This window comes from Kitasatospora sp. NPDC092039, from assembly GCF_044756065.1.
In the GTDB taxonomy this organism is placed as follows: Bacteria; Actinomycetota; Actinomycetes; order Streptomycetales; family Streptomycetaceae; genus Kitasatospora.
In genome coordinates this window covers 73,276-98,157 of the sequence record NZ_JBIVSD010000018.1, presented here as the reverse complement: position 1 = coordinate 98,157, position 24,882 = coordinate 73,276, and the positions used below count along the sequence as shown (strand labels likewise).

The 24,882-nt window shown below is 75.3% G+C and carries 22 protein-coding genes; 7 read left to right on the top strand and 15 right to left on the bottom strand.

What is annotated here, in order from left to right:
* Nucleotides 1–74: 74 nt before the first annotated feature.
* Both ACIQI7_RS29900 and ACIQI7_RS29895 read right to left on the bottom strand, forming a co-directional pair.
* On the bottom strand, nucleotides 75–839 hold the full coding sequence (locus ACIQI7_RS29900; protein ID WP_401115924.1) for a VOC family protein: 765 nt from the start codon (nucleotides 837–839) through the stop codon (nucleotides 75–77).
* Nucleotides 840–1,014: 175 nt separating this feature from the next.
* Entirely contained in the window at nucleotides 1,015–1,656 is a 642-nt protein-coding gene (locus ACIQI7_RS29895; RefSeq protein WP_401115921.1) for an alpha-ketoglutarate-dependent dioxygenase AlkB, read from the bottom strand.
* Between the two features lie 204 nt (nucleotides 1,657–1,860).
* On the opposite strand from ACIQI7_RS29895, the gene ACIQI7_RS29890 reads away from it, so the two are divergent.
* On the top strand, nucleotides 1,861–2,379 hold the full coding sequence (locus ACIQI7_RS29890) for a universal stress protein (RefSeq protein WP_401115918.1): 519 nt from the start codon (nucleotides 1,861–1,863) through the stop codon (nucleotides 2,377–2,379).
* A gap of 7 nt (nucleotides 2,380–2,386) precedes the next feature.
* Here ACIQI7_RS29890 and ACIQI7_RS29885 read toward each other — a convergent pair whose 3' ends face one another.
* From ACIQI7_RS29885 to ACIQI7_RS29830, 12 genes are all read right to left on the bottom strand, one after another.
* On the bottom strand, nucleotides 2,387–4,006 hold the full coding sequence (locus ACIQI7_RS29885; protein WP_401115915.1) for an amidohydrolase: 1,620 nt from the start codon (nucleotides 4,004–4,006) through the stop codon (nucleotides 2,387–2,389).
* Entirely contained in the window at nucleotides 4,003–4,845 is an 843-nt protein-coding gene (locus ACIQI7_RS29880) for a PaaX family transcriptional regulator C-terminal domain-containing protein (protein WP_401115912.1), read from the bottom strand. The genes ACIQI7_RS29885 and ACIQI7_RS29880 overlap by 4 nt, the downstream gene beginning before the upstream one ends.
* 252 nt (nucleotides 4,846–5,097) lie before the next feature.
* Nucleotides 5,098–5,850: an Asp/Glu racemase gene (locus tag ACIQI7_RS29875; protein ID WP_401115909.1), complete on the bottom strand. Its 753-nt coding sequence runs from the start codon at nucleotides 5,848–5,850 to the stop codon at nucleotides 5,098–5,100.
* 32 nt (nucleotides 5,851–5,882) lie between these two features.
* Complete coding sequence (locus ACIQI7_RS29870; protein WP_401115906.1) at nucleotides 5,883–6,794, bottom strand: fumarylacetoacetate hydrolase family protein; 912 nt, start codon at nucleotides 6,792–6,794, stop codon at nucleotides 5,883–5,885.
* A 17-nt stretch (nucleotides 6,795–6,811) separates the two neighbouring features.
* Nucleotides 6,812–7,999, bottom strand: a complete 1,188-nt coding sequence (locus ACIQI7_RS29865; RefSeq protein WP_401115902.1) for a cupin domain-containing protein — start codon at nucleotides 7,997–7,999, stop codon at nucleotides 6,812–6,814.
* A complete protein-coding gene (locus ACIQI7_RS29860; protein ID WP_401115898.1) occupies nucleotides 7,996–8,967 on the bottom strand; it encodes a carbon-nitrogen hydrolase family protein in 972 nt (323 codons plus the stop codon). The genes ACIQI7_RS29865 and ACIQI7_RS29860 overlap by 4 nt, the downstream gene beginning before the upstream one ends.
* Nucleotides 8,968–8,975: 8 nt before the next feature.
* The gene (locus ACIQI7_RS29855; RefSeq protein WP_401115895.1) at nucleotides 8,976–11,351 is read right to left on the bottom strand and encodes an FAD-dependent monooxygenase; all 2,376 of its coding nucleotides are present in this window, start codon (nucleotides 11,349–11,351) and stop codon (nucleotides 8,976–8,978) included.
* Nucleotides 11,348–13,459, bottom strand: a complete 2,112-nt coding sequence (locus tag ACIQI7_RS29850) for an AMP-binding protein (RefSeq protein ID WP_401115892.1) — start codon at nucleotides 13,457–13,459, stop codon at nucleotides 11,348–11,350. The genes ACIQI7_RS29855 and ACIQI7_RS29850 overlap by 4 nt, the downstream gene beginning before the upstream one ends.
* A gap of 413 nt (nucleotides 13,460–13,872) precedes the next feature.
* Nucleotides 13,873–14,922, bottom strand: a complete 1,050-nt coding sequence (locus tag ACIQI7_RS29845; protein ID WP_401115889.1) for a hypothetical protein — start codon at nucleotides 14,920–14,922, stop codon at nucleotides 13,873–13,875.
* Between the two features lie 191 nt (nucleotides 14,923–15,113).
* Entirely contained in the window at nucleotides 15,114–16,127 is a 1,014-nt protein-coding gene (adhP, locus tag ACIQI7_RS29840; protein WP_401115886.1) for an alcohol dehydrogenase AdhP, read from the bottom strand.
* 149 nt (nucleotides 16,128–16,276) lie between these two features.
* Entirely contained in the window at nucleotides 16,277–16,774 is a 498-nt protein-coding gene (locus tag ACIQI7_RS29835; RefSeq protein WP_401115884.1) for a GNAT family N-acetyltransferase, read from the bottom strand.
* Nucleotides 16,771–18,096 carry a DUF6271 family protein gene (locus tag ACIQI7_RS29830; protein ID WP_401115881.1) on the bottom strand — a complete coding sequence of 442 codons (1,326 nt, stop codon included), beginning with the start codon at nucleotides 18,094–18,096 and terminating at the stop codon, nucleotides 16,771–16,773. The genes ACIQI7_RS29835 and ACIQI7_RS29830 overlap by 4 nt, the downstream gene beginning before the upstream one ends.
* 357 nt (nucleotides 18,097–18,453) lie before the next feature.
* Between ACIQI7_RS29830 and ACIQI7_RS29825 the strand changes: the two genes are divergently transcribed.
* The 6 genes from ACIQI7_RS29825 (at nucleotide 18,454) to ACIQI7_RS29800 (ending at nucleotide 23,543) form a co-directional block, all read left to right on the top strand.
* On the top strand, nucleotides 18,454–19,647 hold the full coding sequence (locus ACIQI7_RS29825) for a peptidoglycan-binding protein (protein ID WP_401115878.1): 1,194 nt from the start codon (nucleotides 18,454–18,456) through the stop codon (nucleotides 19,645–19,647).
* Nucleotides 19,648–19,738: 91 nt separating this feature from the next.
* The gene (locus ACIQI7_RS29820) at nucleotides 19,739–20,746 is read left to right on the top strand and encodes an LLM class flavin-dependent oxidoreductase (protein WP_401115875.1); all 1,008 of its coding nucleotides are present in this window, start codon (nucleotides 19,739–19,741) and stop codon (nucleotides 20,744–20,746) included.
* 421 nt (nucleotides 20,747–21,167) lie between these two features.
* Entirely contained in the window at nucleotides 21,168–21,551 is a 384-nt protein-coding gene (locus ACIQI7_RS29815) for a hypothetical protein (RefSeq protein ID WP_401115872.1), read from the top strand.
* Between the two features lie 4 nt (nucleotides 21,552–21,555).
* Nucleotides 21,556–22,632, top strand: coding sequence for a hypothetical protein (locus ACIQI7_RS29810; RefSeq protein WP_401115869.1), 1,077 nt, complete (start codon nucleotides 21,556–21,558; stop codon nucleotides 22,630–22,632).
* A gap of 82 nt (nucleotides 22,633–22,714) precedes the next feature.
* A complete protein-coding gene (locus tag ACIQI7_RS29805) occupies nucleotides 22,715–23,110 on the top strand; it encodes a roadblock/LC7 domain-containing protein (protein ID WP_401115863.1) in 396 nt (131 codons plus the stop codon).
* Nucleotides 23,111–23,168: 58 nt separating this feature from the next.
* Complete coding sequence (locus ACIQI7_RS29800; RefSeq protein WP_387760596.1) at nucleotides 23,169–23,543, top strand: hypothetical protein; 375 nt, start codon at nucleotides 23,169–23,171, stop codon at nucleotides 23,541–23,543.
* Nucleotides 23,544–23,622: 79 nt separating this feature from the next.
* Here ACIQI7_RS29800 and ACIQI7_RS29795 read toward each other — a convergent pair whose 3' ends face one another.
* Nucleotides 23,623–24,858, bottom strand: a complete 1,236-nt coding sequence (locus ACIQI7_RS29795) for an NUDIX hydrolase (protein WP_401115859.1) — start codon at nucleotides 24,856–24,858, stop codon at nucleotides 23,623–23,625.
* Nucleotides 24,859–24,882 lie beyond the last annotated feature (24 nt).

Below are 24,882 nucleotides of genomic sequence, written 5' to 3'. Positions count from 1 at the left end.
AACGGACTTGCCGGGCAGGCAAATTGACTGGCCGGAAGGGGTGGCCGCGCCCGGCGCGCGGGCGCGGTCCGGGCTCACGCCGCCGCCGCGGCGTCCCGGTCCGGGACGGCGACCAGCACGAACTCCGCGCCGGCGTCGTCCCGGACCAGCGCGGTGCGGCCGAACGGTGCCGGCGCCGGCCCGGTGACGACGGTGCCGCCGAGGGCGCGCAGCCGGTCGGTCGTGCGGTCGGTGTCCTCGGTCGCGAAGTGGACCAGCCAGCGCGCGCCCGTACCCGTGGCCGGGTCGGCGGGGCCGATGCTGCACGCGGGCAGTCCGGCCACCCGGGCGAGGGCGTGGCCCGCCCGCGGCCGGTCGTAGCCGTAGCCGAAGACCCGGTGGTAGAACGCCCGGGCGGTGTCCGGGTCGGGGGAGAGGTGTTCGTTCCAGGCGAGCGCGCCCGGCTCGTCGACCAGGCCGGCGCCGTCGATGGTGCCGGCCTGCCAGAGCCCGAAGCGGGCGCCGAGCGGGTCCACGGCGAGTGCGGCGCGGCCCTGCTCGGGCACCTCGTACGGCTCCCGGGCGAGGCGGCCGCCGGCGGCCCGGACGGCGGTGAGGGTGCGAGCCGGGTCGGAGCAGGCGAGGAAGGTGGTCCAGGCGGCGGGCGGGTCGGTCGGCCGGGCCCGTTCGACGCCCGCGACCTGGGCGCCGTACCGGGTGGCCACCGCCTCGGCGGGGCCGGTCGGGACGAACTCCCACTCGAACAGCGCACCGTAGAAGGCCTGCGCCCGTGCGGTGTCCGGCGTCGTGAGCACGACCCAGCACGGGACTCCGGCGTGGTAGACGCCCGGCTTCGGCATGCGGCCTCCTGACGGGCCCGGTGGCCGGTGCCCGGCGTTCGGTTCCGGGCGGTCCGTTCCGGGCGGTCGATGCCCGGCGTTCGGGTCCGGGTGTTCGGTGCCCGGTGGCTGTGGGTTCGTGCCACCGGCCCACTCGCCAGCCTCGGTGCCGGGCGGGTGCGCGGCAAGCCGGGGATCAGGACACCCCGTGCGGCCGGAACTGGATGCTGATCCGCGGGCCCACCGGGCGGGCCGTCTTGGGGATCGCGTGCTCCCAGGTGCGCTGGCAGGAGCCGCCCATCACCACCAGGTCCCCGTGGCCGAGCGGGTGGCGGACGACCGTCGCGCCGCCGGAACGGGGCCGCAGCGCGAGGGTGCGCGGCTCGCCGACGGAGAGGATCGCCACCATGGTGTCCTCGCGGGCGCCGCGCCCGATCCGGTCGCCGTGCCAGGCCACGCTGTCCCGGCCGTCCCGGTAGTAGCAGAGGCCGAGGGTGCGGAACGGCTCGCCCAGTTCCTGGGCGTAGTGCCGGCTCAGCGCGGCCCGGGCCAGGCCCAGCACCGGGTGCGGCGGCTCGGCCTGCGCCGGGTAGGAGGCCAGCAGGCGCGGGACGTCGACCGTCCGCTCGTACATCTCGCGGCGCTCGGCCCGCCAGGGCACGGTGGCGGCCAGCTGTTCGAACAGCTCGTCCGCCCCGTGCAGCCAGCGCGGGAGCACGTCCAGCCAGGCGCCGTCGCCGAGCGGCTGCCGCCGCAGGCCGTCGAGCGGGCCGAGGCGGATGCCGCCGCGGTCCGCGTCGTCGAACAGCGAGGGCTGGAGGTGGACGGTGCCGTGCATGGGACCAGCGTACGCCTTCATTCGAACACCTGCTCGAACGGGGGCGGTCGGCGTCGGAGGTCGCCCGATGGCGGGGCCGGGGGATGGATATGCCGGGCGATGCAAGGTGACATTCAGTGAATGCCTTTGATTTGCAGGTAAAAGTCGATTGTGGCAACCTAATCGCAGACATCGAAGAGCTTTGACATCGGAAAGTGAAGGATCATGTCGGACGGCGCCCGCGTCATCGTCGGAGTCAGCGGATCACTGCACAGCCTGACCGCCCTGCACCGGGCGGCCGAGGAGGCCCGGGTCCGGCAGGCCGTCCTGGTCCCGGTGCTCGCCTGGACGCCGGTCGGCGGCGAGCGCAACTACCGCGCCCGGCCGTGCCCGCCGCTGCTGCGCGCCTGGCAGGAACTCGCCGAGGCGCGGATGGAGCGCGCGCTGGAGCAGGCCTTCGGTGGCCTGCCGATCGGCGTGGCGGTGCGGCCGCTGGTCGTCCGCGGCGAGGCGGCGGCGGTGCTGACCGGGCTCGCCGACCGTCCCGGCGACCTGCTGGTGGTCAGCACCGGGGAGCAGGGCGGTGTCCGTGCCAGGGTGCGCGGGCTGGCGCGCCGCTCGGTCACCCGGCACTGCCTGAACCGGGCCCGCTGCGGGGTGCTCGTCGTCCCGCCGTCCACCCTGCACGAGGACCTGCGCGCGCTGCACCGCGGCATCGACCTGCGGGAACTCGCGGCAGTCTGACCGGTCGTCACATGCGGTGCACGGTACGCCCGTCGACCACCGTCAGGATGGGCCGCAGCTCGCGCAGCGCGTCCACCGGGCAGTCCAGCGGATCGACCGGCCACAGCGTGAGGTCGGCGAACGTCCCCGGCCGCAGGCTGCCGCGCAGCGCGCTCTCGCCGGTCAGCCGGGCCGCGTTCACGGTGTGCAGCGCGACCGCCTCGGCCCGGCCGATCGCGTGCTCCGGCCCGACCACCCCGGCCGTGGTGCCCCGGGTGGTCATGCCCCACACCGACACCATCGCGCCGTACGGGCCGACCGGGAAGTCCGAGCCGCCGGTGATCAGCGCGCCCTCGTCCAGCCACTCGCGCAGCGGGAAGAGCGCGGCGGTGCGCTCCTCGCCCCAGGCCCGCTGCTGGGTGAGGGCGCCGTCGTGCAGCAGCGGGTGCTGGACCGTCACCGGGATGCCGAGCGCGATCGCCCGGGCCCGCTGCCCCGGGCGGGCCAGGCCGCCGTGCTCGACCACCAGCGTGCCGGGCGGCAGGCCCGGGCGGCGCTTCAGCGCCTGCTCGAAGACGTCCAGCAGCACCCGCAGCCCGCGGTCGCCCCAGGCGTGCACCCCGACCCGCCAGCCGCGCTCCACCACCCGGTCCACCGCCGCCAGCAGCTCGGCCGGCTCCCAGAGCAGCCGGCCGTGGTAGCAGGGCTGCCCCTGGTACGGCTCCTCCACCGCGGCCGCCTCGAAGCCGCCGTCGATGCCGAACTTGACGCCCCAGAGCCGCAGCCGGTCGTCGTCCCGGCCGGCGGCGCGCCAGTCGTCCATCCGGTCCAGCAGCGCGTCCACCTGCTCCGGCGTGCGGGCGGCGAAGCCGGAGACCAGCGCCCGGACCCGGACGGCCAGGGCGCCCTCGGCCCGGGCGGCGTCCAGCACGTCGAGGTCCTCGACCGGGACCAGGCAGTCGCGGACCGTGCCGATCCCGCAGGCGGCGTAGTCGGCGGAGGCGGCGCGCAGGCCCTCGATCCGCTCGGCGAGGGTGGGGCGCGGCAGCACCCGTTCGACCGGCTCGACCGCCCGGTTGATCAGCCGGCCGGTCAGCCGCCCGTGCTCGTCGCGCTCGATCACACCGCCGGGCGGCGCCTCGGTGGACTCGGTGATCCCGGCCAGTCGCAGGGCGGCCGAGTTGAGCACCATGTTGTACGCGCCGCGGCGCACCAGCACCGGGTGCTCGGCGGTGGCCGCGTCCAACTCCGCGGTGGTGGGCATCCGTTGCTCGGCCAGCAGCACCTCCTGCCAGTTGACCGTGGTGCGGATCCACTCCCCGGCGGGGGTGGCGGCGGCGCGCTCGCGGATCAGGCCGAGGAACCCGGCGAGGTCGCGCGCCCGGTGGACCGGTACGCCGTGGACGCTGTGCCCGGCCAGGATCAGGTGGGTGTGGGTGTCGTCGAAGGCGGGCAGCACGGTCGAGCCCGGAGCGTCCACCACCTCGGTGGCCGGGCCGATCAGGGCGTCCAGCCCGTCGGGCGCGACGGAGAGGGCGGTGATCCGGCCACCGGTGACGGCGACCGCCCGGCGGGGCGGCTCGCCGGGCACCAGGGTGTGCACGGCGGCGGCGCGGATCAGCAGGTCGGCGGGGGCGGTGGCGGTCATCGCGGCTCCTCGGGGTGGGGCAGCCCGGTGACCTTCTCGACGTACCGAAGGCTGGGCTCGGCGAGCAGTCCGTGCAACTCGGTGAACACCGCGCGGGCGGGCACCGCGTTCCAGTCGGCGGGCAGCAGCTGGGCGGGCAGCCCGGGGTCCAGGTACGGCAGCCGGCGCCACTGGGTGAGCATCGGCACGTAGTCGCGGAACGCCTCGGCGGGGTCCACCGGCGACCGTCCGCGCAGCTCCTCGGCGGCCGGGCGCCAGGTGTCGGCGAACGCCGCGTACTGTGCCTCGATCGCCGGCAGGTCCCACCAACTCGCGACCGCCGCAAGGGGATCGGCGAAGCCGGCGTACTCGGCGGAGAGGAACAGGTGGACGTAGGCGCTCAGCCCGAGCCGGTCCAGCAGCCGGCGGGCGTCCGGCAGCAGCCGGGCGGGCGCCAGCCAGACCCCGGGGGCGGCGTTGCCGAAGCCGAGCCAGCTCAGCCGGGAGCGCAGCTGGTGGCGGTGGGAGCGGGCGGACTCGGGCACCGAGAAGACCGCCACCACCCAGCCGTCGTCGAGTGCGGCGGGCTCCAGGCTGTGGAAGATCCGCCGGTCGCCCTCCTCGAACACCGGCTCCATCGCGGGGGCCAGCCGGTAGCCGGTCCCCGCCCGGCGCTCCTGGAGCAGGGTGCCGGCCTTCTTCAGCCGGGACGTCGCCGAGCGGACGGCCGGGCCGTCGACGTCCAGCTCGGCCAGCAGGGCGATCAGGTCGGCGATGGATATCCAGCCGCCGAGGCGGCGGACGAACTCGCCGTAGACGGTGTGGATCAGGGAGCTCGGCCGGGGTGTGCTGTCGGACATGCGGGCCCTCCTCCCCGGCGACTGGTGGCGATCATAACGAGAGTGCCGGTCCGGGGGACGCGGATTCCCGCGTTCCCGAGGCACCCATGGGTCAGCGCCCCACGCGCGGAGCGGGCCGCGCTACGCGTATGGCAGGCAGCTACGCACAGGGCGGACCGCTACACACAGGGCGAGCGGCGGCGCGGAGGACGGGCCGCTACGTGCAGGGTAAGCGGCGGCGCGTAGGGCGGGCCGCTTCGTGCGGGCGGGCCGTTACGCGTAGGCCCCGGAGAGCAGGTGCCCGGCCCCGGGCGCGAAGGCGGGCAGGCCGAGGGCCCGCAGGAGCTGGTGCGTGGTGCAGACGGCGGCCGAGACCACCGGCTTGCCCAGCTGCTGCTCGGCCTCCTCGACCGCGGACAGCGAGGGCAACTGCACACAGGCCGACAGCACCACCGCGTCGGCCTCGGTGTACGCGAGGCCGCGGGCGATCGCCGGCAGCCGGGCCGGGTCGTGGGCGGCCACGTCCAGGTTGTCGGCGATCTCCAGGGCGGCGTGGTCGAGCACCTCGATGCCCTCCGCAGCGAGGTACTCCACCACCGTCCGGGCCAGCGGCCGCAGGTACGGGGTGACCATGGCGACCTTCGCCGCCCCGAGCTCGTGCAGCCCGGCGACCAGGGCGCCGGCGCTGGTGACGACGGGCGCGGGGGCGCCGTTGCGGACGGTGCGCAGGTGCAGCCGCCGTTCGGCCTCGCGGTGGTAGCCGGGGCCGGTGGCCATCACCGCGACGAGGCAGGCGTAGCCGATCACGTCCATCCGGGCGTCCGAGAGCTCGGTGGCGCAGCGGTCGGACTCCCCGTCCATGGCGCGCAGTTGCTCGGGGGTGACCCTGGTCATCCGCACCCGGCTGGAGTGGAAGGTGAACCGCTCGGGAGCGACCGCCTCGCGGGCCCGCAGCAGGGCGGGGACCTCGGTCTCCATGGTGACGTTGGAACTCGGGACGATCTGGCCGATCCGGTAGGTGGTCATCGGGTGGACGGTCCTTTCCGGTCCGGGACGGGTCAGCGGGCGTCGACCACCGGGTTGGCGAGCGTGCCGATCCGCTCGACGGTGGCCTCGACCAGGTCGCCGGGCTGGAGGAACTGCGGGGGCACCATCCCGGCGCCGACGCCCGAGGGGGAGCCGGTGGCGATCACGTCGCCCGGTTCCAGGGTGACGCCGGAGGAGATGTCGGCGATCAGCCGGGCGACGCCGAACAGCATGTGGCGGGTGTTGGAGTCCTGCCGGAGCTCGCCGTTGACCTTCAGCGAGAGGTCGAGCCGCTGCGGGTCGGGGATCTCGTCGGCGGTCACCACGACCGGGCCGAACGGCGCGTAGCTGTCCTGGCCCTTGGAGAAGAACCACTGGCCGGAGCGCCGCTGGTCGCGGGCGCTGATGTCGTTGACGATGCTGTAGCCGAACACGTACCGCAGCGCGTCCGCCTCGGCCACCCGGAAGGCCGGTGCGCCGATCACCACGGCGAGTTCGCACTCCCAGTCGAGCTGCTTGGTGAGGTCGGCGTTGTGCAGGATGGGGCCGCCCGGGCCGGTGACGGCGGTCGAGGGCTTGTCGAACAGCACCGGCCGATCGGGCAGTTCGCGGTCGGTTTCCAGGGTGCGGTGCGACTCCGCCACGTGCTCCACGTAGTTGAGGCCGACGCCGACGATCTTGCCGGGGCGCAGCGGTGCGCACAGTGCGACCTCGGTGAGCGGCCTGGTGGGCGGGTCCCCGGCGAGCAGCTCCCGGGCGGTGGCCAGGGCCGGTTCCCCGGCCCGGATCAACCCGAGGAGGTCGGGGGGCAGTTGGGCACCGGCGGCGGTGGCGAGGGCGGTCAGGTCGGCGACCCGGTCGCCGTCCAGCCGGGCGCCGAGGCGCGGGGTGCCGGGCTCGCCGGCGTGGTCGGTGTCGTGGGTGCGGAAGGTCAACAGGTGCATGGCGGTGGGGCTCCTGGTCAGGCGGTGGTGGTGGGCTGCTGCCCGTCCGGGTGGGCCTCCTCGCGGTGGAGGCCGAGCGCGTGCATCACCGGGAAGTCGTTGAAGGAGAACAGGCAGGCGTCCTCGCCCTGGTCGAGGTTCGCGTGCTCGTGCCACGCCCAGGACGGGACGACGAAGATGTCGCCCTGCTGCCACGTGAAGCGCTGTCCGGCGACCACCGAGACTCCCCGGCCCTTGGCCGCGGTGTACACCACCGAGCCGGTGTGCCGGTGGGCGCGGGTGGACTGGCCCGGGCGGAGCAGCTGGAGGTGGGCCGACATGGTCGGCATCACCGGGCCGCCGGTGACCGGGTTGGTGTACTCCATGATCACGCCGTCGTACGGCGATCCCCCGGTGGCGCGGGCGAGTTCGCACAGCGCGTGGTAGCTGGGCTCCCAGGGCCAGCCGAACAGCGGCGAGTAGGGCCTGCTCCACTTCTCGGCGCCGTACGGCAACAGGTTGCCGCCGTAGCTGAGCAGCGAGGAGTTGATGACCGGCCCCGGCCGCTGGTACAGCTCGGGGTGGACCTCGTAGAAGTTGGCGTCGAGGGTGTTGACCAGCGGGATGTCCAGGCCGTCCTGCCAGATCACCGGGGCGTCGTCGGCCTCGTTGCCGTGCTCGTGCCAGGTGTTGTTCGGGGTGATCGCGAAGTCGCGCGGGCCGACCCTGAGCTTCTGCCCGTCCACGACGGTCCAGGCGCCGGTGCCCTCGTGGACGAAGCGCAGCGCGGAGGCCTGGTGGCGGTGCGCGGTCATCGCCTCGCCGGGGCCCATGATCTGCAGGCCGGTGTACAACAGGCCGACGGCGGCGCTCAGTTCGCGGCGGCCGGGGTTGACCAGCATCACCACCCGGCGCCCGGCGTCGTCGGCCTTCACCAGCGGCAGCGCCTTGCGCACCAGCGGGCGGAGGTCGGCGTAGCGCCAGAGCACCGGGACGGACTTCGGCTGGGGGTACCAGGGCTCGATCTCGTTCGCGACCGTCCACAGGGCGCCGGCCTCGTGCTCGGCCAGCTCCTCGTAGTAGGCGAGCAGTTCGGGGCTGTCGGTGACCCGGGCCCGGCCGATCCGGTCGTCGTCGAAGGATCCGTGGTCGTCGGAGCCGTCGCGGTGGTCACCGTGGTCGCGGCGGTCGTCCTGGCGGTCGGGGGCGGGTTCGGGGCTGGTCATGCCTCCTCCTCGGGGAGCACCAGCGGCCGCAGCGGGCGCTTGTCCACGTGCAGCCGGAAGACGTCGAAGCGGTTGTAGTGGCCGACGATGTCGTGCATCTGCCGGGGCCGGACGCAGTGGCCGAGGTCGATCTCGGCGTAGACGATGCCCTCCTCGTCCACCAGCGGTTCGGTGACGGGGCGGCCGTCCGGGCCGAAGATCCCGGACAGGGCGCTGTGCGGGCGGGCGAGCTGCTTGCGGACCTGCGGGTCGTCGCCGGCGATCAGGTCCACCATCTCGGGCGAGACGGTGGAGCAGGACACGACGGAGAACACCTTGCCCTCGAAGCAGTGCGCGGCGGTGCGCAGCGCGATCGAGTCCGCCATGTCGTAGTCCTCGGGGCCGACCGGCAGCGCGATGTAGCAGGCGGCGTGGACCAGTTCGCCCTGGGCCAGCAGGGTGAAGCGGGCCAGCGGGTTGGTGTTCTCGCCGCAGGCCAGTGCGCCGAGCGGGCCGACGGCGGTGGGGTGCACCGAGAGGGTGGCGCCGTCGCCCTGCGCCCAGGTCAGCTTCTCCGCCCAGGTCGGCATCAACTTGCGGTGCGCGCTGAGCAGTTCGCCGTCCGCGTCGATGATCAGCACGGTGTTGTACAGCGGCCCGAGGCCTGGCCGGCCGCGTTCGTTGATCCCGATCACCAGCACCACGCCGGCCTGCCGGGCGGCGGCCCGCAGGGTGTCGACGTACGGGCCGGGGACGTCCACGGCGGCCTGGTACAGGCGCTCGTACCAGGGCGAGCCCTGCACCGGGTTCATCGTCCAGTTCCAGTACGGGTAACCGGGCACGAAGACCTCGGGGAAGACGACCAGTTCGGCGCCGTGCCCGGCCGCCTCCTGGATCAGCGCGACGGCCTTGTCGACGGTGGCGGCGGGGTCCAGGTAGACCGGGGCGGCCTGGACGGCGGCGGCGGTGAAGCGGGGCAGGTGGGGCACGGTTCTCGTCACTCCTCGGGGGTGTCGCCGGGGCGGGGTGGTGACCAGCGGCGGTGGAGGGGCGCGGGCGGCTCGCGCAGCAGGTGCAGGCGCGGGGCGACCCGGTCGGCACTCGGGCCCGGTGGCCTGCGGCCGCCCGCCCGCCAGGGCTCCGGCCAGCGGGCGCCCGGCCCGGTGTAGCCCCGCTCGGCGGCGGCGTGCAGCGTCCAGAGCGGGTCGTACAGCTGGGCGCGGCCGACCGCGACCAGGTCGGCCCGCCCGGCCAGCAGCACGGAGTCGGCGTCGTCGGAACTCGAGATCGCGCCGACCGCGACGGTCGGCAGCCCGGTGGCGGCGCGGACCAGCTCGGCGAAGGGCGTCTGGTAGCCGCGCCCGTACGGCGGCCGCTGGTGCGCCACCACCTCGCCGGTGGAGACGTCCAGCGCGTCCGCCCCGGCCCCGGCCAGCGCGCGGCAGATCGCCACGGCCTCCTCCTCGGTGGTGCCGCCGGGCGCCCAGTCGCTCGCCGAGATCCGCACCAGCAGCGGCCGGCCGGCCGGCCAGACGGCGCGCACCGCCGTCAGCACCTCCAGCGGCAGCCGCAGCCGGTGGGCGAGCGGGCCGCCGAACCCGTCGGTGCGGCGGTTGGTCAGCGGGGAGAGGAAGGAGGAGAGCAGATGGCCGTGGCCGAACTGGAGCTCCAGCACGTCGAAGCCGGCCCGGGCGGCCCGCTCGGCGGCGGCCGCGAAGTCCGCTGTGACGGCCGCCAGTTGGATGTCGTTCGCCTCGTGCGGCAGTGCGCTGTCGGCGTCCCAGGGGATGGCCGAGGGGGCGAGCAGCGGCCAGCCCTCGGCGAGCGGCCGCCCGACGCCGTCCGGCCCGGGGGCGGCGGTCGCGCCCCGGCGGCCGGCGTGCGTCAGCTGGATGCCGACCGGGGTGTCGCTCACCGCCCGGACAGCGTCCACGAGTTGACGCCAGGCGGCTTCCTGGTGGTCGGTCCACAGGCCCGGGCACCGGTCGGTGGCCCGGCCTTCGGGGGCGACCGCGGTCATCCCGGCGATCACCAGCCCCGCGCCGCCGAGCGCGTGCCCGGTCAGCTGGGCCCGGTCGAAGCCGCTGGGCAGCGTGTCGGGGGAGGTGAAGGTGGCGAGCGGGGGCACCACGACGCGGTTGCGCAGCTCCAGCGCGCCCAGCTTCAGCGGCCGGAACATCGGCGGCACCCCGGGCGAGCCGCCGAAGGCGGTGTCCACGGCGTCCACGAAGGCGGGGTCGCGGGCCCGCAGATTGCCGTAGGTGACCCGTCGGCTGCGGGTGAGCAGGTTGAAGGCGAACTGGTCGACGCCCTGCCCGGTGCGCCGCCCGATCGTCTCGAACCACTCCAGGCTGGCCTGCGCGGCGCGCTGGGTGGACTCCACCACCGGGCGGCGCTCGGCCTCGTAGGCGGCCAACGCCTCGTCCAGGGAGGGCTGTTCGCTCAGCGCGGCGGCCAGGGCGAGGGCGTCCTCCAGGGCGAGCTTGGTGCCCGAGCCGATCGAGAAGTGCGCGGAGTGCGCGGCGTCGCCGAGCAGCACCACGTTGCGGTGGCGCCAACTCGCGTTCCGCACCGTGGTGAAGCGGATCCAGCGGGACGCGCTGGGGATCAGCCGGTGGCCGTCCAGGTGCCCGGCCAGCAGCTCCGCGCAGCGCCGCACGCTCGCCAGGTCGCTCTCGCCGCGCGCCGACTCCCGCGCGGCCAGCGCCTCGAAGCCCGCGCGTCGCCAGGCGTCCGCGGCCGCCTCGACGATGAAGGTCGAGCGGGTGGCGCTGTACGGGTAGGCGTGCACCTGGAGGACGCCGAAGTCGTACCGTTCGACGATGAAGGTGAAGGCCTCGAAGACCTTGTCGGTGGCGAGCCACATGTAGCGGCAGTGGCGCTCGTCCAGGTCCGGGCGGAAGCTCTCCGGGTACGCGGCCCGGGTGCCGGAGCGGATGCCGTCGGCGGCCACCACCAGGTCGTACCCGGCGGCCAGCCGGTCGACCGGCGGGGCCGGGGTGCGGTAGCGCACCTCCACCGCCAGTTCGGCGCAGCGCTCCCGCAGGACGGCGCGCAGCCGGTTGCGGTCCAGGGCGGCGAAGCCGTGGCCGCCGCTGGTGCGGACCTCGCCCGCGTAGCGGACGTCGATGTCGCTCCAGCGGGCGAACTCGGCGCTGATCGCGGCGAACACCCGCGGGTCGGCCCGGGCGATGCCGTCCAGGGTCTCGTCGGAGAAGACCACGCCGAATCCGGTCTCGTCCTCCGGGGCGTCCCGCTCGAAGACGGTGATCTCCCGGTCGGGCGCCAACTGCTTGGCCAGGGCGGCGAAGTAGAGCCCGCCGGGGCCGGCGCCGATCACCGCGATCCGGGCGGTGTCCGGTGCCGGGCTCATGCGAGCACCTCGGGCCGCTGCGGCCCCGACTCCGCCAGCGTGCGGCGGACCTGCGCGGGCCACGGCTCGCTGCCCCCGTCGTGCGGCGCGGAGTGCACCACCGACATCCGCCCGCTCGCGGCCAGCCCGTGCGGTCCGTGCACCTCGAAGGCGTAGTGCAGCGAGGAGGCGCCGACCCGGACCACCCGCAGCTCGGTGCGGACCAGGTCGCCGAACCAGAGCCGTTCGCGGTAGTCGGCCTCGAAGTGCACCCGGGGGATCCGCCCGAACAGGTCGGCGAGCCCGAGGCGGTGCAGCAGCGCCGCCTCCGCCGCCTCGGCCCAGCGCTGGACGGCGGAGAAGTGATAGTGCCCGGCGGCGTCGGTGTCGGACCACTCCACCCGGCGTTCGACCGCGACGCTGGCCGGGACCGGCGGGATGCCGTCCGGGACCGGCGCGACGCCGTCCGTGGCCGGTGCAACGCCGGTCACCACCGGCGCGACGCCGGCCGGGGCGGGCGCGGCCCGTCGGCGCAACTCGGCGCGGTGCAGCTTGCCGGTCGCGGTGCGCGGCAGCTCGGGCACGAACTCGACCGCCCGCGGGTACTTGTACGGCGCTATGGTGCGTTTGACGTGCTCCTGGAGTCCGCGCACCGTCTCCGGCCCGGCCGGGACGCCCTCGCGCAGCACCACGTACGCCTTGACCACCGCGCCGCGCCGCTCGTCCGGCGCGCCGACCACCGCGCAGTCGGCCACGTCGGGGTGGGTGGCCAGGGCCTGTTCCACCTCGGGCCCGGCGATGTTGTAGCCGGCCGAGACGATCATGTCGTCGTTGCGGGCCCGGAACCAGAAGTAGCCGTCACCGTCCCGGACGTACGTGTCGCCGGTGATGTTCCAGCCGTCGCGGACGTAGTCCAGCTGGCGTTCGTCGTCCAGGTAGCGGCAGCCGGTCGGGCCCTTGACGGCGAGCAGTCCGGGCTCGCCGTCGGGTACCGGGCGGCCCTGCCCGTCCAGGACCGCGGCCCGGAAGCCGGGGACGGGCCGGCCGGTGGAGCCGGGGCGGATGTCCCGGCCGGCGGCCGAGACGAACACGTGCAGCAGCTCGGTGGCGCCGAGGCCGTCGATCAGCCGCTGCCCGGTGGCCGCGTGGAAGGCCTGCCCGACGGCGGCGGGCAGCGGCTCGCCCGCCGAGACGCAGCGCCGCACCCCGGCCAGCCGGTCGGCCAGGCCGGCGGCCAGGATCGCCCGGTACCCGGTCGGCGCCGTGAACAGCACGCTCACCCGGTGCCGGCGGACGTGCTCGGCGAGCTGCTCGGGGGTGGCCTGCTCCAGCAGCAGGCTGGCGGCGCCCGCCCGCAGCGGGAAGACCAGCAGGCCGCCGAGGCCGAAGGTGAAGCCGAGCGGCGGGGTGCCGGTGAAGAGGTCCTCGGGGGTGGGGTGGAGCAGGTGGCGGGAGAAGGTGTCGGCGATGGCGAGCACGTCGCGGTGGAAGTGCAGGGTGGCCTTGGGGCGGCCGGTGGTGCCGGAGGTGAAGGCGATCAGCGCGACGTCGTCGGCGGCGGTCGGGACGGCCGGGAAGCCGGCGGCCTTGGCGGCGCTGCGGGCGGTGAGGTCCTCGGGCCCGGGGCCGCCGTAGCGCAGGACGCGCAGGCCGGGGGTGCGCGCCCGGTGCAGCTCGTCGACGAAGCGGTGGTCGCACAGCGCGAGGACGGGCCGGGCGATCCGGTGCAGCTCGGTCAGCTCGGCGGCGCGCAGCAGCGGCATGGTGGTGACGGCCACCCCGCCGGCCTTCAGGACGCCGAGCCAACAGGCCGCCAGCCAGGGGGTGTTGGGGCCGCGCAGTAGGACCCGGTTGCCGGTGACGAGACCGAGGTCCTCGGTCAGTAGGCGGGCGATCCGGTCGGCGTGGTCGCGCAGTTCGCCGTAGGACCACCCGCCGGTGGGGGTGAGCAGGCAGCGGCGGTCCGGGCCGAGGCGTCCGATGGTGTCGTCGAGCAGGGCGGCGGCGCTGTTCAGGCGGTCAGGGTAGGCCAACTCCGGGAGTTCGAAGAGGAGTTCCGGCCACTGCTCGAAGGGTGGGAGGTGGTCTCGACAGAACGTGTCCACGTGCGCTGAGGGGGAGAGCTCCATGGGCGGGCACCTCATCGTGCGAGCGGGGAGTGAGGCCAGTATGGCGGGTCGGTGACGCCAGTCAAGAGAGCGATACATGCATTCGGGCTACGGCCCTGTCGGCCGCTGCCCGAGCGGGCGGCGCCCCGTGGGCGCGATTCCGATGCAGGGCCCGGCCGGTCGGGCCTGGACCGACGACGGGTGGGTCCAGCCGCACCCTTCACCCTGACCAGGGCGCCGGGCGGTGCCCGGGCTGCCGGTGCTGATCCTCTCCCGGCGCGTGGAGCGGCTGTACGCCGGCGAGTTGCCGGCCGACGGCGCCGGCGGCATCGGCTGCTTCCGCAAGGAGAGCGTGTTCGACCGCGATCGGACCGTCGGCGCCCTGGAACGGGTGAGCCCTGACCGTACGGCCGTGTTCCGCGTCTGCTGCTCGGTCAGCCCGCCGCACCCCGGGCGGAGGCGTCCGGGGTGCGGCCGTCCTGGGCCTGCCGGGCGCGGTCGGCGACCAGCCGGGCGAACACGGTGAGGCCGGGCGCGGTGAGGGCGGCGCCCGGCCCCTCCTCGCGCACCAGGAGCAGCACGCCGCCGACCCGGACCAGCGCCACCGCCGACGAGGAACCGTGGGTACGGGTGGCGCTCCGGTCGCCGACCTGCGGGACGGCCACCGCCGTGGACTCCTCGCCGCCGGTGCGTTCCAGCGTGCTGTCGAAGGCCTTGGCGGCGGCCTCGGGGGAGGCGAAGGCGACCGCGCTGAACTCCAGGCTCTCCACCGAGGCCGCACCGAAGGTCACCGTGGCGTACGCGAGTTGCTGGTCGCAGGAGTCCGGCAGCAGACATGGCAGCTCACCGGCCGTACCCGTCCCCGACCGGGGCCCCCGCTGCACCCGCCACCCGCGCGGCATCGCCCCCTCGTCGGGCAGCACCCCCCGCACCAGCGCCGGGTCGCCCAGCGGCGGTGCGGCGTGCGCCAGGCCCGGCCCGCCCGGCTTCAGCAGCGGGCGCGAGCCCAGGTGGACGCCGAGCGCGACCAGCGCGGCGACCAGCACCAGGACGAGCGCCACCACGATCCCGGCGCTGCTCCGCCGGGCGGCGAGCGCCCGGGCGCGGGCGGCCGCGGGGCCGGTCCGCAACTGGACGGTGGTCGGGCCCTTCGGCGGCGGCGCGGACGCCGGGCCGACCCGCAGCTGCACGGTGCCGGGATCGCTCCGCAGCTGGACGGTCGGCGGATCGCCCGGCTTCCCGACTCCGGTGGTGGCCAGGTACCGCGCGAACGCCTGGTCCGCGGCCAGCAGTTGCGCGACGGCGGCGGTCAGCAGCGCCCGTGCCTGCGCGTCCCCCGGGCTCGCCTCCGCCGCCGCGAGGGCCCGGGCCCCCTCCGGCACCATCCGCAACCGCGCCCGCACGACGTCCGCCACCGCCCGGTGCGGCCCGTCGCCCAGCAGCGCCGCCACCGCATCCGGTGCCAGCCCCCGGCCGTCCCCCATGGCAACTCCCCCTGCCGCACGAGTGGTCGCCCCCACGATCCCGGACCGCCCCCCGGTTCGTACCCCCGCCGAACGGAACGGAGACGCAACTGCAACCCCACCCGGACGAACCCGCCCGGCCGGGGCCGTTCCCGGCCTGCGTGGAACGGCGGGCGGCCGGGCGGGACGGAGGGCGGGCGGACGGGCGGGGGTCAGCGCAGGTCGAAGACCAGGCGGGCGGAGACCGTGCCGCTCAGGACCTCGTCGAAGCAGGCGTTCACGTCCTCGAGGCGGCGGGTCTCGCGGATCACCCGGGTGCGGCCGAGGGCGTGCAGCCGGAAGACCTCGGCGAGGTCCTCGCGGGTGCCGACGATCGAGCCGATCACCTTGGTGCCGTTCAACACCGTCTCGAAGACGGGCAGTTCGAGCTTGCCGGCGGCCGGGAGGGCGACCAGGACGAGGGTGCCGCCGCGGCGCAGGGCGCCGTAGGCGGCCTGGAAGGAGGCGTTGCTGACGGCGAGGGCGATCGCGGCGTGGGCGCCGCCGAGGGCCTGGACCTCGGCGGCGACGTCCTGGGTGCGGGCGTCGAGGACGTGGTCGGCGCCGAGGTCGCGGGCGAGGGCGAGCTTGTCGTCGGTGACGTCGACGGCGATGGTCTCGGCGCCGAAGATCCGGGCGTACTGGAGGGCCAGGTGGCCGAGCCCGCCGATGCCGGAGACCAGGACCCGGGTGCCCGGTCCGGCGTCGGAGACCTTGAGCGCCTTGTAGGTGGTGACGCCCGCGCAGGACAGCGGCGCGGCGTCCAGCGGGTCGATGCCGTCCGGGACGAGGACGACGTAGTCGCCGTGGGCGAGGGCGTACTCGGCGTAGGCGCCGTCCACCGAGTAGCCGCTGTTGTGCTGCTGGAGGCAGAGCGTCTCCCAGCCGGTGACGCAGTGGTCGCAGCGTCCGCAGGCGTCCGCGAGCCAGGGGATGGCGACCCGCTCGCCCACCCGGACGTGCCGGACGTCGCTACCGGCGGCCTCGACGATGCCGACGCCCTCGTGGCCGGGGACGAACGGCGGGGTGGGCTTGACCGGCCAGTCGCCGTGCGCGGCGTGGATGTCGGTGTGGCAGAGGCCGGAGGCCTCGATCCGGACCCGGACCTGGTGGGCGGCCGGCTCGGGTACCGGACGGTCCTCGACGGCCAGGGGTGCGGTGAAATCGCGGACGACGGCGGCCTTCATGCGCTGCTCCTCAACCATGCGGACGGTGGTGCCGGCGGGCTGCGGAGGGGACGCAGCCCGCCAACAGCTTCACCCGAAGGGATGAGCGCCGCAGCTGGGGCCAGCCCGACCGGGTGGTCACCGGTCGAGGAGGAGCGGGGGCCGGTCGCTCAGCTCACCGGCATGGACATGTACACCGCCCGCCGCCCGTAGCAGGCGGGCACCGGCACCTCCCGGTGCGCCCGGTAGCCGAGCAGCCGCAGCAGGATGTCCGCCCCGCGCACCGCGACCATCGAGATCCGCTCGTACCCCTGCTCCTCCGCCCGCTCCCGGAAGTGCCGGATGAACCCCAGCGCGACGTCCCGGCCGCGCAGCTCCTCGGCGATCACCAGGTCGTGCACGTGCAGGTTGTCCGACGCGTACGCCGTCGCCTCCGGCCGGTCCAGGTCGGGGCAGCGCAGCGGCGGGTACGGCAGGCTCAGCAGGTAGCCGCGGACCGTACCGTGCTGCTCCAGCACGAAGCAGGTCTGCGGTGAGCTGAGGGCGCGCGACCGGAGCGCCTCCCGGCCCTCCGACAGGCCGTCGGCCGCGTAGGCGTCGTGTTCCAGCGCGACCACGGCGTCCCAGTCGCCCTCGGCCAGGAGCCGGATCCGGAGCCCCTCGCTCACCAGGCCGCGACCTCGGTCGCGGCGCCGAGCCCCTCCGTGCGGGCGGCGGCCACCATCCCCGCCCAGGCCTCCACCAACACCGCCCAGCGCTCGGCGTCCTCCCGCGCCTCGTCCAGGAGCTGCTGCCGCTTTCCGGCCACCACGTCCGCGAGTTCGGCGTACTTGCCGCCCAGCTTGCGGTAGGAGCGGTCCAGGACGTCCAGGCAGTGCTCGTTCCCGGCCCGGTCCCAGTCGACGCTGCCGCGCACCAGGTCGAGGATCGGCTCGACCTTCAGCCCGTGCCGCTCGTCCAGCAGGCCGCGGCCGAGGTCGATCATCCCGCCGTAGACCGGGTACAGGTACAGCATCGAGAGCAGGAACTTGACGAAGCGCAGCTGGTAGGCGACGAAACCGGCGCCGGTGCGGCGCTCGGGCGTGTAGTAGTTGACGATGTGGCGGTTGTGGACGACGCCGGGCATCCGGGAGTGGACCAGGGCGTGCAGCAGGGCGTAGTCGCTGCCGATGGTCTCGATCGAGGGCAGCAGCGGCAGCACCTCGTAGGCCCGGTGGTCCAGGGCGAGGTTGCACATGTAGACGTCCCAGATGTCGGGCACACCGAGGACGGACTCGTCGGTCCCGAACGGCTCGGAGCCGGCGCCCTTGAAGGAGACGTCCACCATCGCGTCCCGCTCCTCCTCGGACCACACCGGCGGGGTCCACAGGCGCACCACCTCGCGGTAGACGGCCGGGTCCAGCTCGTGGATCTCGCTGATGTCCACGTTGAGTTCGCCGATGAAGGAGCCGCTGACCAGCATCACCGGCTTGTCCGCGTCGGCCGGGTCGAGCTCGGAGCGGGACACGGCGGCCGCCGCCTCGCCGGCCGGTCGGCCGATCGAGAGCAGCTCGTGGTGGATCGGGAAGACCTTCTGCCCGTCGACGACCTGGAAGTCGGCGTCGTCGTTGCGCAGGTGCGCCGAGGTGCAGCCCAGGGCGGCCGCGCCCAGGAAGAGCCGGTTGACGCAGGAGCCGTACGCGACGGCCCGCGGGAGCATCAGGTCGAGCAGCAGGTCGGGGTCGGCGGCGCCGGTGCGCTCGGCCACCCGGCGCAGGAAGTCCCGCTGCCGCTCCTCGCCGAGGTGGTGGACGACCACGCCGGGGGTGGGCTCCAGCGCGGCCACGGCGGCCGCGTTCTCCGCGAACCGGGCGGCGTCGGTGGTGTCGAGGACGAGGAGGTGCACCTCGACCCCGAAGTGCGCGACGGCGTAGGCCGCCTCCTCGGCGAGCTCCGCGATGGTGTCGGGGCAGGACCGCATGGTGGGCAGGGCGAGGCAGACTCTTTGCATGGTGCGGAGTTCTCCATCGGATCGTCAGATTCGGTTCCACGGCGGTCTGTTGGGCGCGATGCGAGGCCCGGGAACGGGCCGGCGCCGGTCCGCCGGACCACCGTGGACTAGACCACTTGTGATGTCAACGATTGACAGCGGGGCCCTGACGGGGGTGGAATGCGCCCCCTCCGCGCGAACGGCCGCCCCCGCACGGGCGCCCGAATCGCACGCGGGGGCGAGCGCCCCCTGTGGAGTCGAACGGCTGCGCGGGGGCGGGGGGTTCACCGCCCCGAATCCGCGCCCTCGGGGTCAACCCGCGAGCCGTTCCTGCCGATACCGGAAGTGATGCCCTCACGCCGTTCGGAGGAGAGCGCAATGCCCGAACCGTGGCTGCCCGGTGCCGAGATCCACGACCTCGGCGACCACGCACCGACCGACCAGCAGTACCCGCCGAAGGCCATCGCCCACATCACCTGGGACCGCAACGCGACCGCCGCCGCCCCGCAGGACTGGTGCTCCTACGAGGACCTGGTCGGCTACTTCACCGGCAGCGGCGCCGGCAGCGCGCCGCACCTGGTCTGGGACCCGTTCAGCGGCCGCACGGCGCAGCTGTTCCCGGCCGACTCCCGCTCGAAGAGCCTGCTCAGCCCCGCCGAGAGCCCGACCCGTACCAACCGGGCCGGGCGGGTGGTGATCCAGATCGAGGCGGTCTTCTTCCCCTACTGCCGCTACCGGGGTGTCGTCTACCCCCGGCTGGTCGACACCCCCTGCGCGGGCTGGGACCGCATCCACGCCTGGGTCTCCTCCTGGGGCGTGCCCGACGCCTGGCCGATGGGCCGGCCCGGCGACTTCTCCGGCCGCCGCGACGAGCAGGTCTGGGAGACCCGCGGCGGCTGGTACGCGCACGCCCACGTGCCGTACAACGACCACACCGACCCAGGCTCCTGGCCCGACTTCACGGCCGGGCCCGGTTCCCCGGGCGACCCGCCCTCGCAGCAGCAGCCGGTGCCCCCGGCCACGCCCGCCCGCTACCAGGTCAGCATCAACGGCCTGCCGTACGGTTACGGCGCCCAGGGCTACCAGGTCACGGCGGTCGGGCGGGCGCTGGTCTCGCACGGCTTCGGCGACCACTACCGCTCCGGCCCGGGCCCGAACTGGACGGACGCGGACACCCGGAACTACGCGGACTACCAGGCGAGTCTCGGCTACTCCGGGCAGGCGGCGGACGGCGTCCCGGGCGAGGGTTCGCTGCGCCGGCTGCTCGGCTACCTGCCCGGCCGGCGGACGGTCTCGGTGGCCCACGTGGTCGCGGCCGCCAGGACCGACCCGGGGGCCGAGCAGGGGCACCTGACGTACCCGGCCGAGGCGGCGATCGTGGAGCAGGCGCTCGTCGACGAGGGGCTGCTCGAACAGCGCTGGGTGGACGGCTCGTTCGGCAGCCGGACGGTCTCCGCGTACGCGGCCTGGCAGCGGCGCTGCGGGTACGAGGCGGGGGCGGCGGACGGGGTTCCCGGCCAGGCCTCGCTGCACCGGCTGGGTTCGGCGCACGGGTTCTCGGTGACCGACTGAGTCCGGCCCGGGGGCGGTCCGGCGGTGGCGGCGCCGCCGGCCGTGGCCGGCCGGGGAATGCCCGGGCGACGGGCGGGCGTTGTCCACCGGTGTGACCAGTGCCGCGCCCACGACCAGGCTCTCCGTGCTCGACCGCTCCCGGACGAGGCAGGGCGAGGAGCCGGCCCAGGCCCTGCGGGACACGGTGGCCCTCGCCCGCGAGGCGGAGCGGCTCGGCTACCACCGGTTCTGGGTCTCCGAGCACCACGGGGTGCCGGGGGCGGCCGGATCGGCGCCCACCGTGCTCGCCGCGGCGGTGGCGGCGGCCACCACGCGGATCCGGGTCGGCACCGGCGGGGTGATGCTGCCCAACCACCAGCCGCTGGTGGTGGCCGAGCAGTTCGGGGTGCTGGCCGCGCTGTTCCCGGGGCGGATCGACATGGGGCTCGGGCGCTCGGTGGGCTTCACCGACGGTGTCCGGCGGGCGCTCGGGCGGGAGAAGGACGCCGCGGACGAGTTCGGCGCCCAGCTGGCCGAACTGCTGGGCTACTTCGACGGCTCGCAGCAGGCCCACCGCGGAGTGCACGCCCGGCCGGCCGAGGGCCTGCACGTCCCGGCCTTCGTGCTGGCCACCGGCGAGGGCGCCGACCTGGCCGCCGAGGCCGGGCTGCCGCTGGTGATCGCCGCCCCGCGCGGGCAGGACCGGATGCTGGCGGCGATCGACCGCTACCGCAGCCGGTTCCGCCCCTCCGCGCGGGCCGCCGAGCCGTACGTGGTGGTCTCGGGCACGGTGGCGGTCGCGGAGACGGCCGAGCGGGCGCGCGAGCTGCTCGTCCCGGAGGCGTGGTCCGGCGCGTACTCCCGCACCCACGGCGAGTTCCCGCCCCTCGCCCCCGCGGCCGAGATCCGTGCCCGGGAGATGACCGCCAGGGAGCGGGCCGCGTACGAGCAGTCGCTCAAGGGCCACATCGCGGGCACCCCGGAGCAGGCCGCCGCCGAGCTGGCGGCGCTGGTGGAGCGCAGCGGGGCGGACGAGTTCCTGGTCACCACCAGCACCTACGACCGCACGGCACTGTTCGACTCCTACCGGCTGCTCGCGGAGGCCGTCGGCCAGGCCTGAGCAGGGAGGTGGCCAGGCCTGAGCAGGGAGGTGGGCGGGTCCGAACGGGCGGGGGACCGGGCCGGCGGCCCGGCCTCGGCGGGCCCCTTCGCCGGGTCGGCGCTCCACGGCGGCATCCTCTTATCGCATTCTCAGCCCCGAAACCGCCGGGTACGGCCCGGTCTCGGCCAAGGTGCCGGGCCAGGTGGCCGGTGAACGGCGCTCCAACCCCCTGGTCCACCACTGGTGTCACCCCATCCGTCCGGACTGATGTGCCGTCAGTTCTTGGCTGAAACTGGCCGTTGCCGATGTGAATATGCCATTGGAATGTTCGTCATATGGGATCCGGCAGTAGCCTTCCGTGTCGAACCAACCACTGCTGGTGGTGAACCGGTCGGCGCCGCGCTGCGCCCGGCCGCCCAGACCCCGCGAAGGAGCCGGTGTGCCCGGTATCGACGAATGCCTCTCCGGAGCGATGGCGATCCCCGGGGCCCGCGCCGCGAGCCTGGTCGACTGGAGCAGCGGGCTCGCCCTCGGCAGCCTCGGGGGCAGCCCGACCGGTGAGCACGAGACCTCGGCCGCCGAGGCGACCGACCTGGTGCGGGCGGCCGTCGAGAGCCAGACCTTCACCGCGGCGGAGGACCGGCGGGCCCCGCTGGAGGACATCATCGTCACCGCCGGCCGCAGCTACCACCTGATCCGCTTCATCGACACCGTCTTCGACAGCAGGCTCGTCCTGCACCTCTGGCTGGACCGCGCGGAGGGCAACCTCGCCGCCGCCCGCTTCCGCCTCCAGGCGCTCACCGAGGAACTGGTGCTGGGGTGAGCGCGTGACCGCCGCGACCGGCACCGCGCCGCCCCCGGCGGGGGCCGCCACCCCGAGGACACCGGGCGAGGCCCTCGGCCTGCTCGCCGACCGCCGCGCCACCGGCGCCCTGCACGGACCGCTCGGCAGCCTCCACCTGGTCGACGGCCGGGTGACCGCCGCCGAGTCCCCCCGGGCGCCCGGCCTGGCCGACCTGCTCACCGGCTGCGGCCGGATCACCCCCGCGGACTGGGCGGAGCTGCTCCGGGTCCACGGTCCGCGGTCCAGGGTCGGCGAGGCGCTCGTCGAACGGCGGCTGCTCACCCGGGGAGAGCTCGAACTCGGCCACCTGGGAACGCTGTTCGACGCCGCCTTCTTCGTGCTCGCCGACCCGGCCGGCGGCGTCTGGCGGTTCGAGGCCGACGCCCGGCACTGGCTCGGGCCGGTCGCGGAGGTCGACCCGGCCCGGATCCGCCGCGAGGTCGAACGCCGTCGGCGGCTGCTCGACGGAATCTGGCCGTGGGGCCGGCTCGACAACGCGCCCGTCCGTCCGGCCGGGCACGGCCGGCGGCCGACCCACCGCCCGTCCGGCCGACGGCGCCGCGAGCTGCTCGACCACGCCGACGGCCGCAGGACCCCGGCGGACCTGGCGCGGCTGCTCGGCCGCTCCGGCTTCGGGGTGACGGCGGACGTCCGCCGACTGGCCGCCGCCGGGCTGCTGGACGCCTCGCGCCCGTGCGATGCGCCGTTCCCGTCCGACGTGCCGGCCCCGCCCGGTGCGCCGCTCCCGTCCGACGTGCCGCGCCCGCCCGACGCGGGGGCGGTCGCCCCGGTGCCCGAGGCGCCGCCAACGGCCGTACCGGGAAGCGAAGGTCCCCCACCGGCGCCGAGCGGACCAGCCGGCGGGCTGCACCGCCGGGTCCCCGGCGCCAGCCTCCGGGGTGCCGGCCTCCCCGGCGCCCCGGTCACGGCCGCCGCCGCCCCAGCCCCCACACGCTGCGAACACCCGCCCACCACGGCCGCGGCCCACCCGCCGGCCGGCCCCGACCCGGACATCGCGCTGCTGACCCGGGTCCGAGACCTTCTGGAGGCCCGACTTTGACCCACTCCCCGCCCGCGACCCCGTCGTTCCGGCCATGAGGCGGGCGCTCAAGCAGCGTGTCGGAAGGAGACAACTGATCGCCTTGGAGACCGAGTTGCTCGCCGAACTGCGTGCCGTCAAACACCGCGTCCCGCACCTCGCGGGCGGTCTGGTCGCCAGTGTGGACGGCCTGTTGATCGCGCACGACACCCATGGCACCGAGCCCTCGGGGCTGGCCGCGATGACGGCGGCCTCGCTCTCGCTGGCGCAGCGGCTCGCCGACACCACCGGCCAGGGCGAGTTCCGCGAGTCGCTGGTGCGCGGCGAGAACGGCTACGTCGCCACCTACGCGGCCGGCGGCAGCTGCGTGCTGACCCTGCTGGCGCACCCCGGCGTCAACGTCGGGCGGCTGCACCTGGAGGCCCGCCGCAGCGCGCAGCGCATCGCCGGGCTGCTCGACGACGCCCTCGTGCCCAAGGACCCGCGCGACGCGGGCTGACCGGGACCATCCATCCGAACTGACCCGAACCACCTATCACCGAACGGGAGTTACCCAGATGACCGACGCAGCCGGCGCGCTCAAGCAGGCCATGACCAGCATCGAGGGCGCCATCGGCGCGGCCCTGGTGGACTACAACAGCGGCATGGCGCTGGCCACCCTCGACGGCCCCGGCGGCCTGGACCTCAACGTCGCGGCGGCCGGCAACACCGACGTGGTCCGCGCCAAGATGCGCACCATGGACATGCTCGGCCTCCAGGACGGGATCGAGGACATCCTGATCACCCTGACCAGCCAGTACCACCTGATCCGCCCGCTCACCGGCCGCACCGGCAAGGGCCTGTTCCTCTACCTCGCGCTGGACAAGGCGCGCGCCAACCTCGCGATGGCCCGCCACCAGCTGAGCAGGATCGAGGCCGAGCTGGAGGTCTGACGCGCCGCTCCGACGGGCAGGGCCGCGGACGAGGCCCCGGCGGCGGCCCAGGCCCCCGCCGGGCTCCGTCCAACGGGTCTCACCCCTGCGAGAGGCCCTCCGCGAGGTCCTGCGACCGGCCCTCCGCGAGGCCGTCCGCGAGGCCCTGCGACAGGCCCGGCCGCGCGCCCTGCGCCTGGTCCGGTCCGACGGCCCGCCCGCGCACCAGCTCGACCGGCCCGCCCGCCCGTCCCCGGGCGGCCAGCGCGGCGGCCGTACGGTCCCAGGACGGGCCGGTGAGCAGCGCCCGCGCCTCGGCCGGCTCGCAGAGCCGCCACTCCACCAACTCCTCCTCCGGCAGCACGATCGAGCCGAGCGCCCGCTCCGTCACGGTGCCCCCGTCGAACACGTACACCAGGACGGCGGTGTCCCGGCCGACCGCCGGGTCCGCCTCCGGGTCGGCGGCCGCACCCGGCTGCCAGTCCAGCACCAGCAACGGCCCCGGCTCGACCTCCCAGCCGAGCTCCTCGCGGACCTCCCGCCGGGCCGCCGCCCGGGGCATCTCCCGGTCCGCCTCGACCCCGCCGCCCGGCAGCGTCCAGTACGGCTCCTGCCCGCGCGGCCCGTCCCACGGCCGCAGCCGTACCAGCAGGACCCGGCCGGCGGCGTCGGTGAACAGCGCCCGCGCCTTCGCCCGGATCCGCGGCCGGGTGGCGTAGTACGTCTCCCGGTCCATCGGCGGCTCCGGAGGCTCCTCGGCCGACGGCGTCAGCCCCGGCGCCGCGGCCAGTCCGGCGTACTCGGGCACCGGAGCGTCGGCGGGCAGCCGTCCGAGCGTGTGCCCGACCGGCCGGCTGTCCTCCAGCTCCAGCGGTCCGGCGTCGCGCGGCGCCAGCAGGCAGGCCGTCACCCGGCGCGACAGCCGCGGCGGCAGCGCGTGCCCGGCCTGTTCCGCCGTCAGCCAGGTCCAGCCGCCGATCTCCGCCGCGTCCGGCCGGAACGCCGCCGCCTGCTCCGGCGTCAGCGGCTCGGCCCAGTACAGGTACACGACGATCGGCAGGTCGCCGTGGCGCAGCAGCGCCCAGTCCACGCCGGCCAGCGGCCCCAGTCGGGGCGTGAAGCCCAGCTCCTCGCGGATCTCCCGCAGGGCGGTCTCCCGGGGCGACCGGTCCACCGGCTCCCACCCGCCGCCCGGGATCGCCACCGGATGCTTCCGGTCGTACGGCAACCGGACCACCAGCACCCGCCCCGCCCCGTCCGGGAACAGCACCCCCGCCGCCGCCATGACCTCCCGACCGCCCGTGCCCGCGCTCTCCACCCCGGCTCCCTCCGTCACGTCTCCCCGGACACGACAACCCGG

What these genes read in the sequence shown, in the direction of transcription:
- ACIQI7_RS29900 (WP_401115924.1), bottom strand. Translation starts at nt 839, where the DNA reads ATGCCGAAGCCGGGCGTCTACCACGCCGGAGTCCCGTGCTGGGTCGTG.
- ACIQI7_RS29895 (WP_401115921.1), bottom strand. Translation starts at nt 1,656, where the DNA reads ATGCACGGCACCGTCCACCTCCAGCCCTCGCTGTTCGACGACGCGGAC.
- ACIQI7_RS29890 (WP_401115918.1), top strand. Translation starts at nt 1,861, where the DNA reads ATGTCGGACGGCGCCCGCGTCATCGTCGGAGTCAGCGGATCACTGCAC.
- ACIQI7_RS29885 (WP_401115915.1), bottom strand. Translation starts at nt 4,006, where the DNA reads ATGACCGCCACCGCCCCCGCCGACCTGCTGATCCGCGCCGCCGCCGTG.
- ACIQI7_RS29880 (WP_401115912.1), bottom strand. Translation starts at nt 4,845, where the DNA reads ATGTCCGACAGCACACCCCGGCCGAGCTCCCTGATCCACACCGTCTAC.
- ACIQI7_RS29875 (WP_401115909.1), bottom strand. Translation starts at nt 5,850, where the DNA reads ATGACCACCTACCGGATCGGCCAGATCGTCCCGAGTTCCAACGTCACC.
- ACIQI7_RS29870 (WP_401115906.1), bottom strand. Translation starts at nt 6,794, where the DNA reads ATGCACCTGTTGACCTTCCGCACCCACGACACCGACCACGCCGGCGAG.
- ACIQI7_RS29865 (WP_401115902.1), bottom strand. Translation starts at nt 7,999, where the DNA reads ATGACCAGCCCCGAACCCGCCCCCGACCGCCAGGACGACCGCCGCGAC.
- ACIQI7_RS29855 (WP_401115895.1), bottom strand. Translation starts at nt 11,351, where the DNA reads ATGAGCCCGGCACCGGACACCGCCCGGATCGCGGTGATCGGCGCCGGC.
- ACIQI7_RS29850 (WP_401115892.1), bottom strand. Translation starts at nt 13,459, where the DNA reads ATGGAGCTCTCCCCCTCAGCGCACGTGGACACGTTCTGTCGAGACCAC.
- ACIQI7_RS29845 (WP_401115889.1), bottom strand. Translation starts at nt 14,922, where the DNA reads ATGGGGGACGGCCGGGGGCTGGCACCGGATGCGGTGGCGGCGCTGCTG.
- adhP (WP_401115886.1), bottom strand. Translation starts at nt 16,127, where the DNA reads ATGAAGGCCGCCGTCGTCCGCGATTTCACCGCACCCCTGGCCGTCGAG.
- ACIQI7_RS29830 (WP_401115881.1), bottom strand. Translation starts at nt 18,096, where the DNA reads ATGCAAAGAGTCTGCCTCGCCCTGCCCACCATGCGGTCCTGCCCCGAC.
- ACIQI7_RS29825 (WP_401115878.1), top strand. Translation starts at nt 18,454, where the DNA reads ATGCCCGAACCGTGGCTGCCCGGTGCCGAGATCCACGACCTCGGCGAC.
- ACIQI7_RS29800 (WP_387760596.1), top strand. Translation starts at nt 23,169, where the DNA reads ATGACCGACGCAGCCGGCGCGCTCAAGCAGGCCATGACCAGCATCGAG.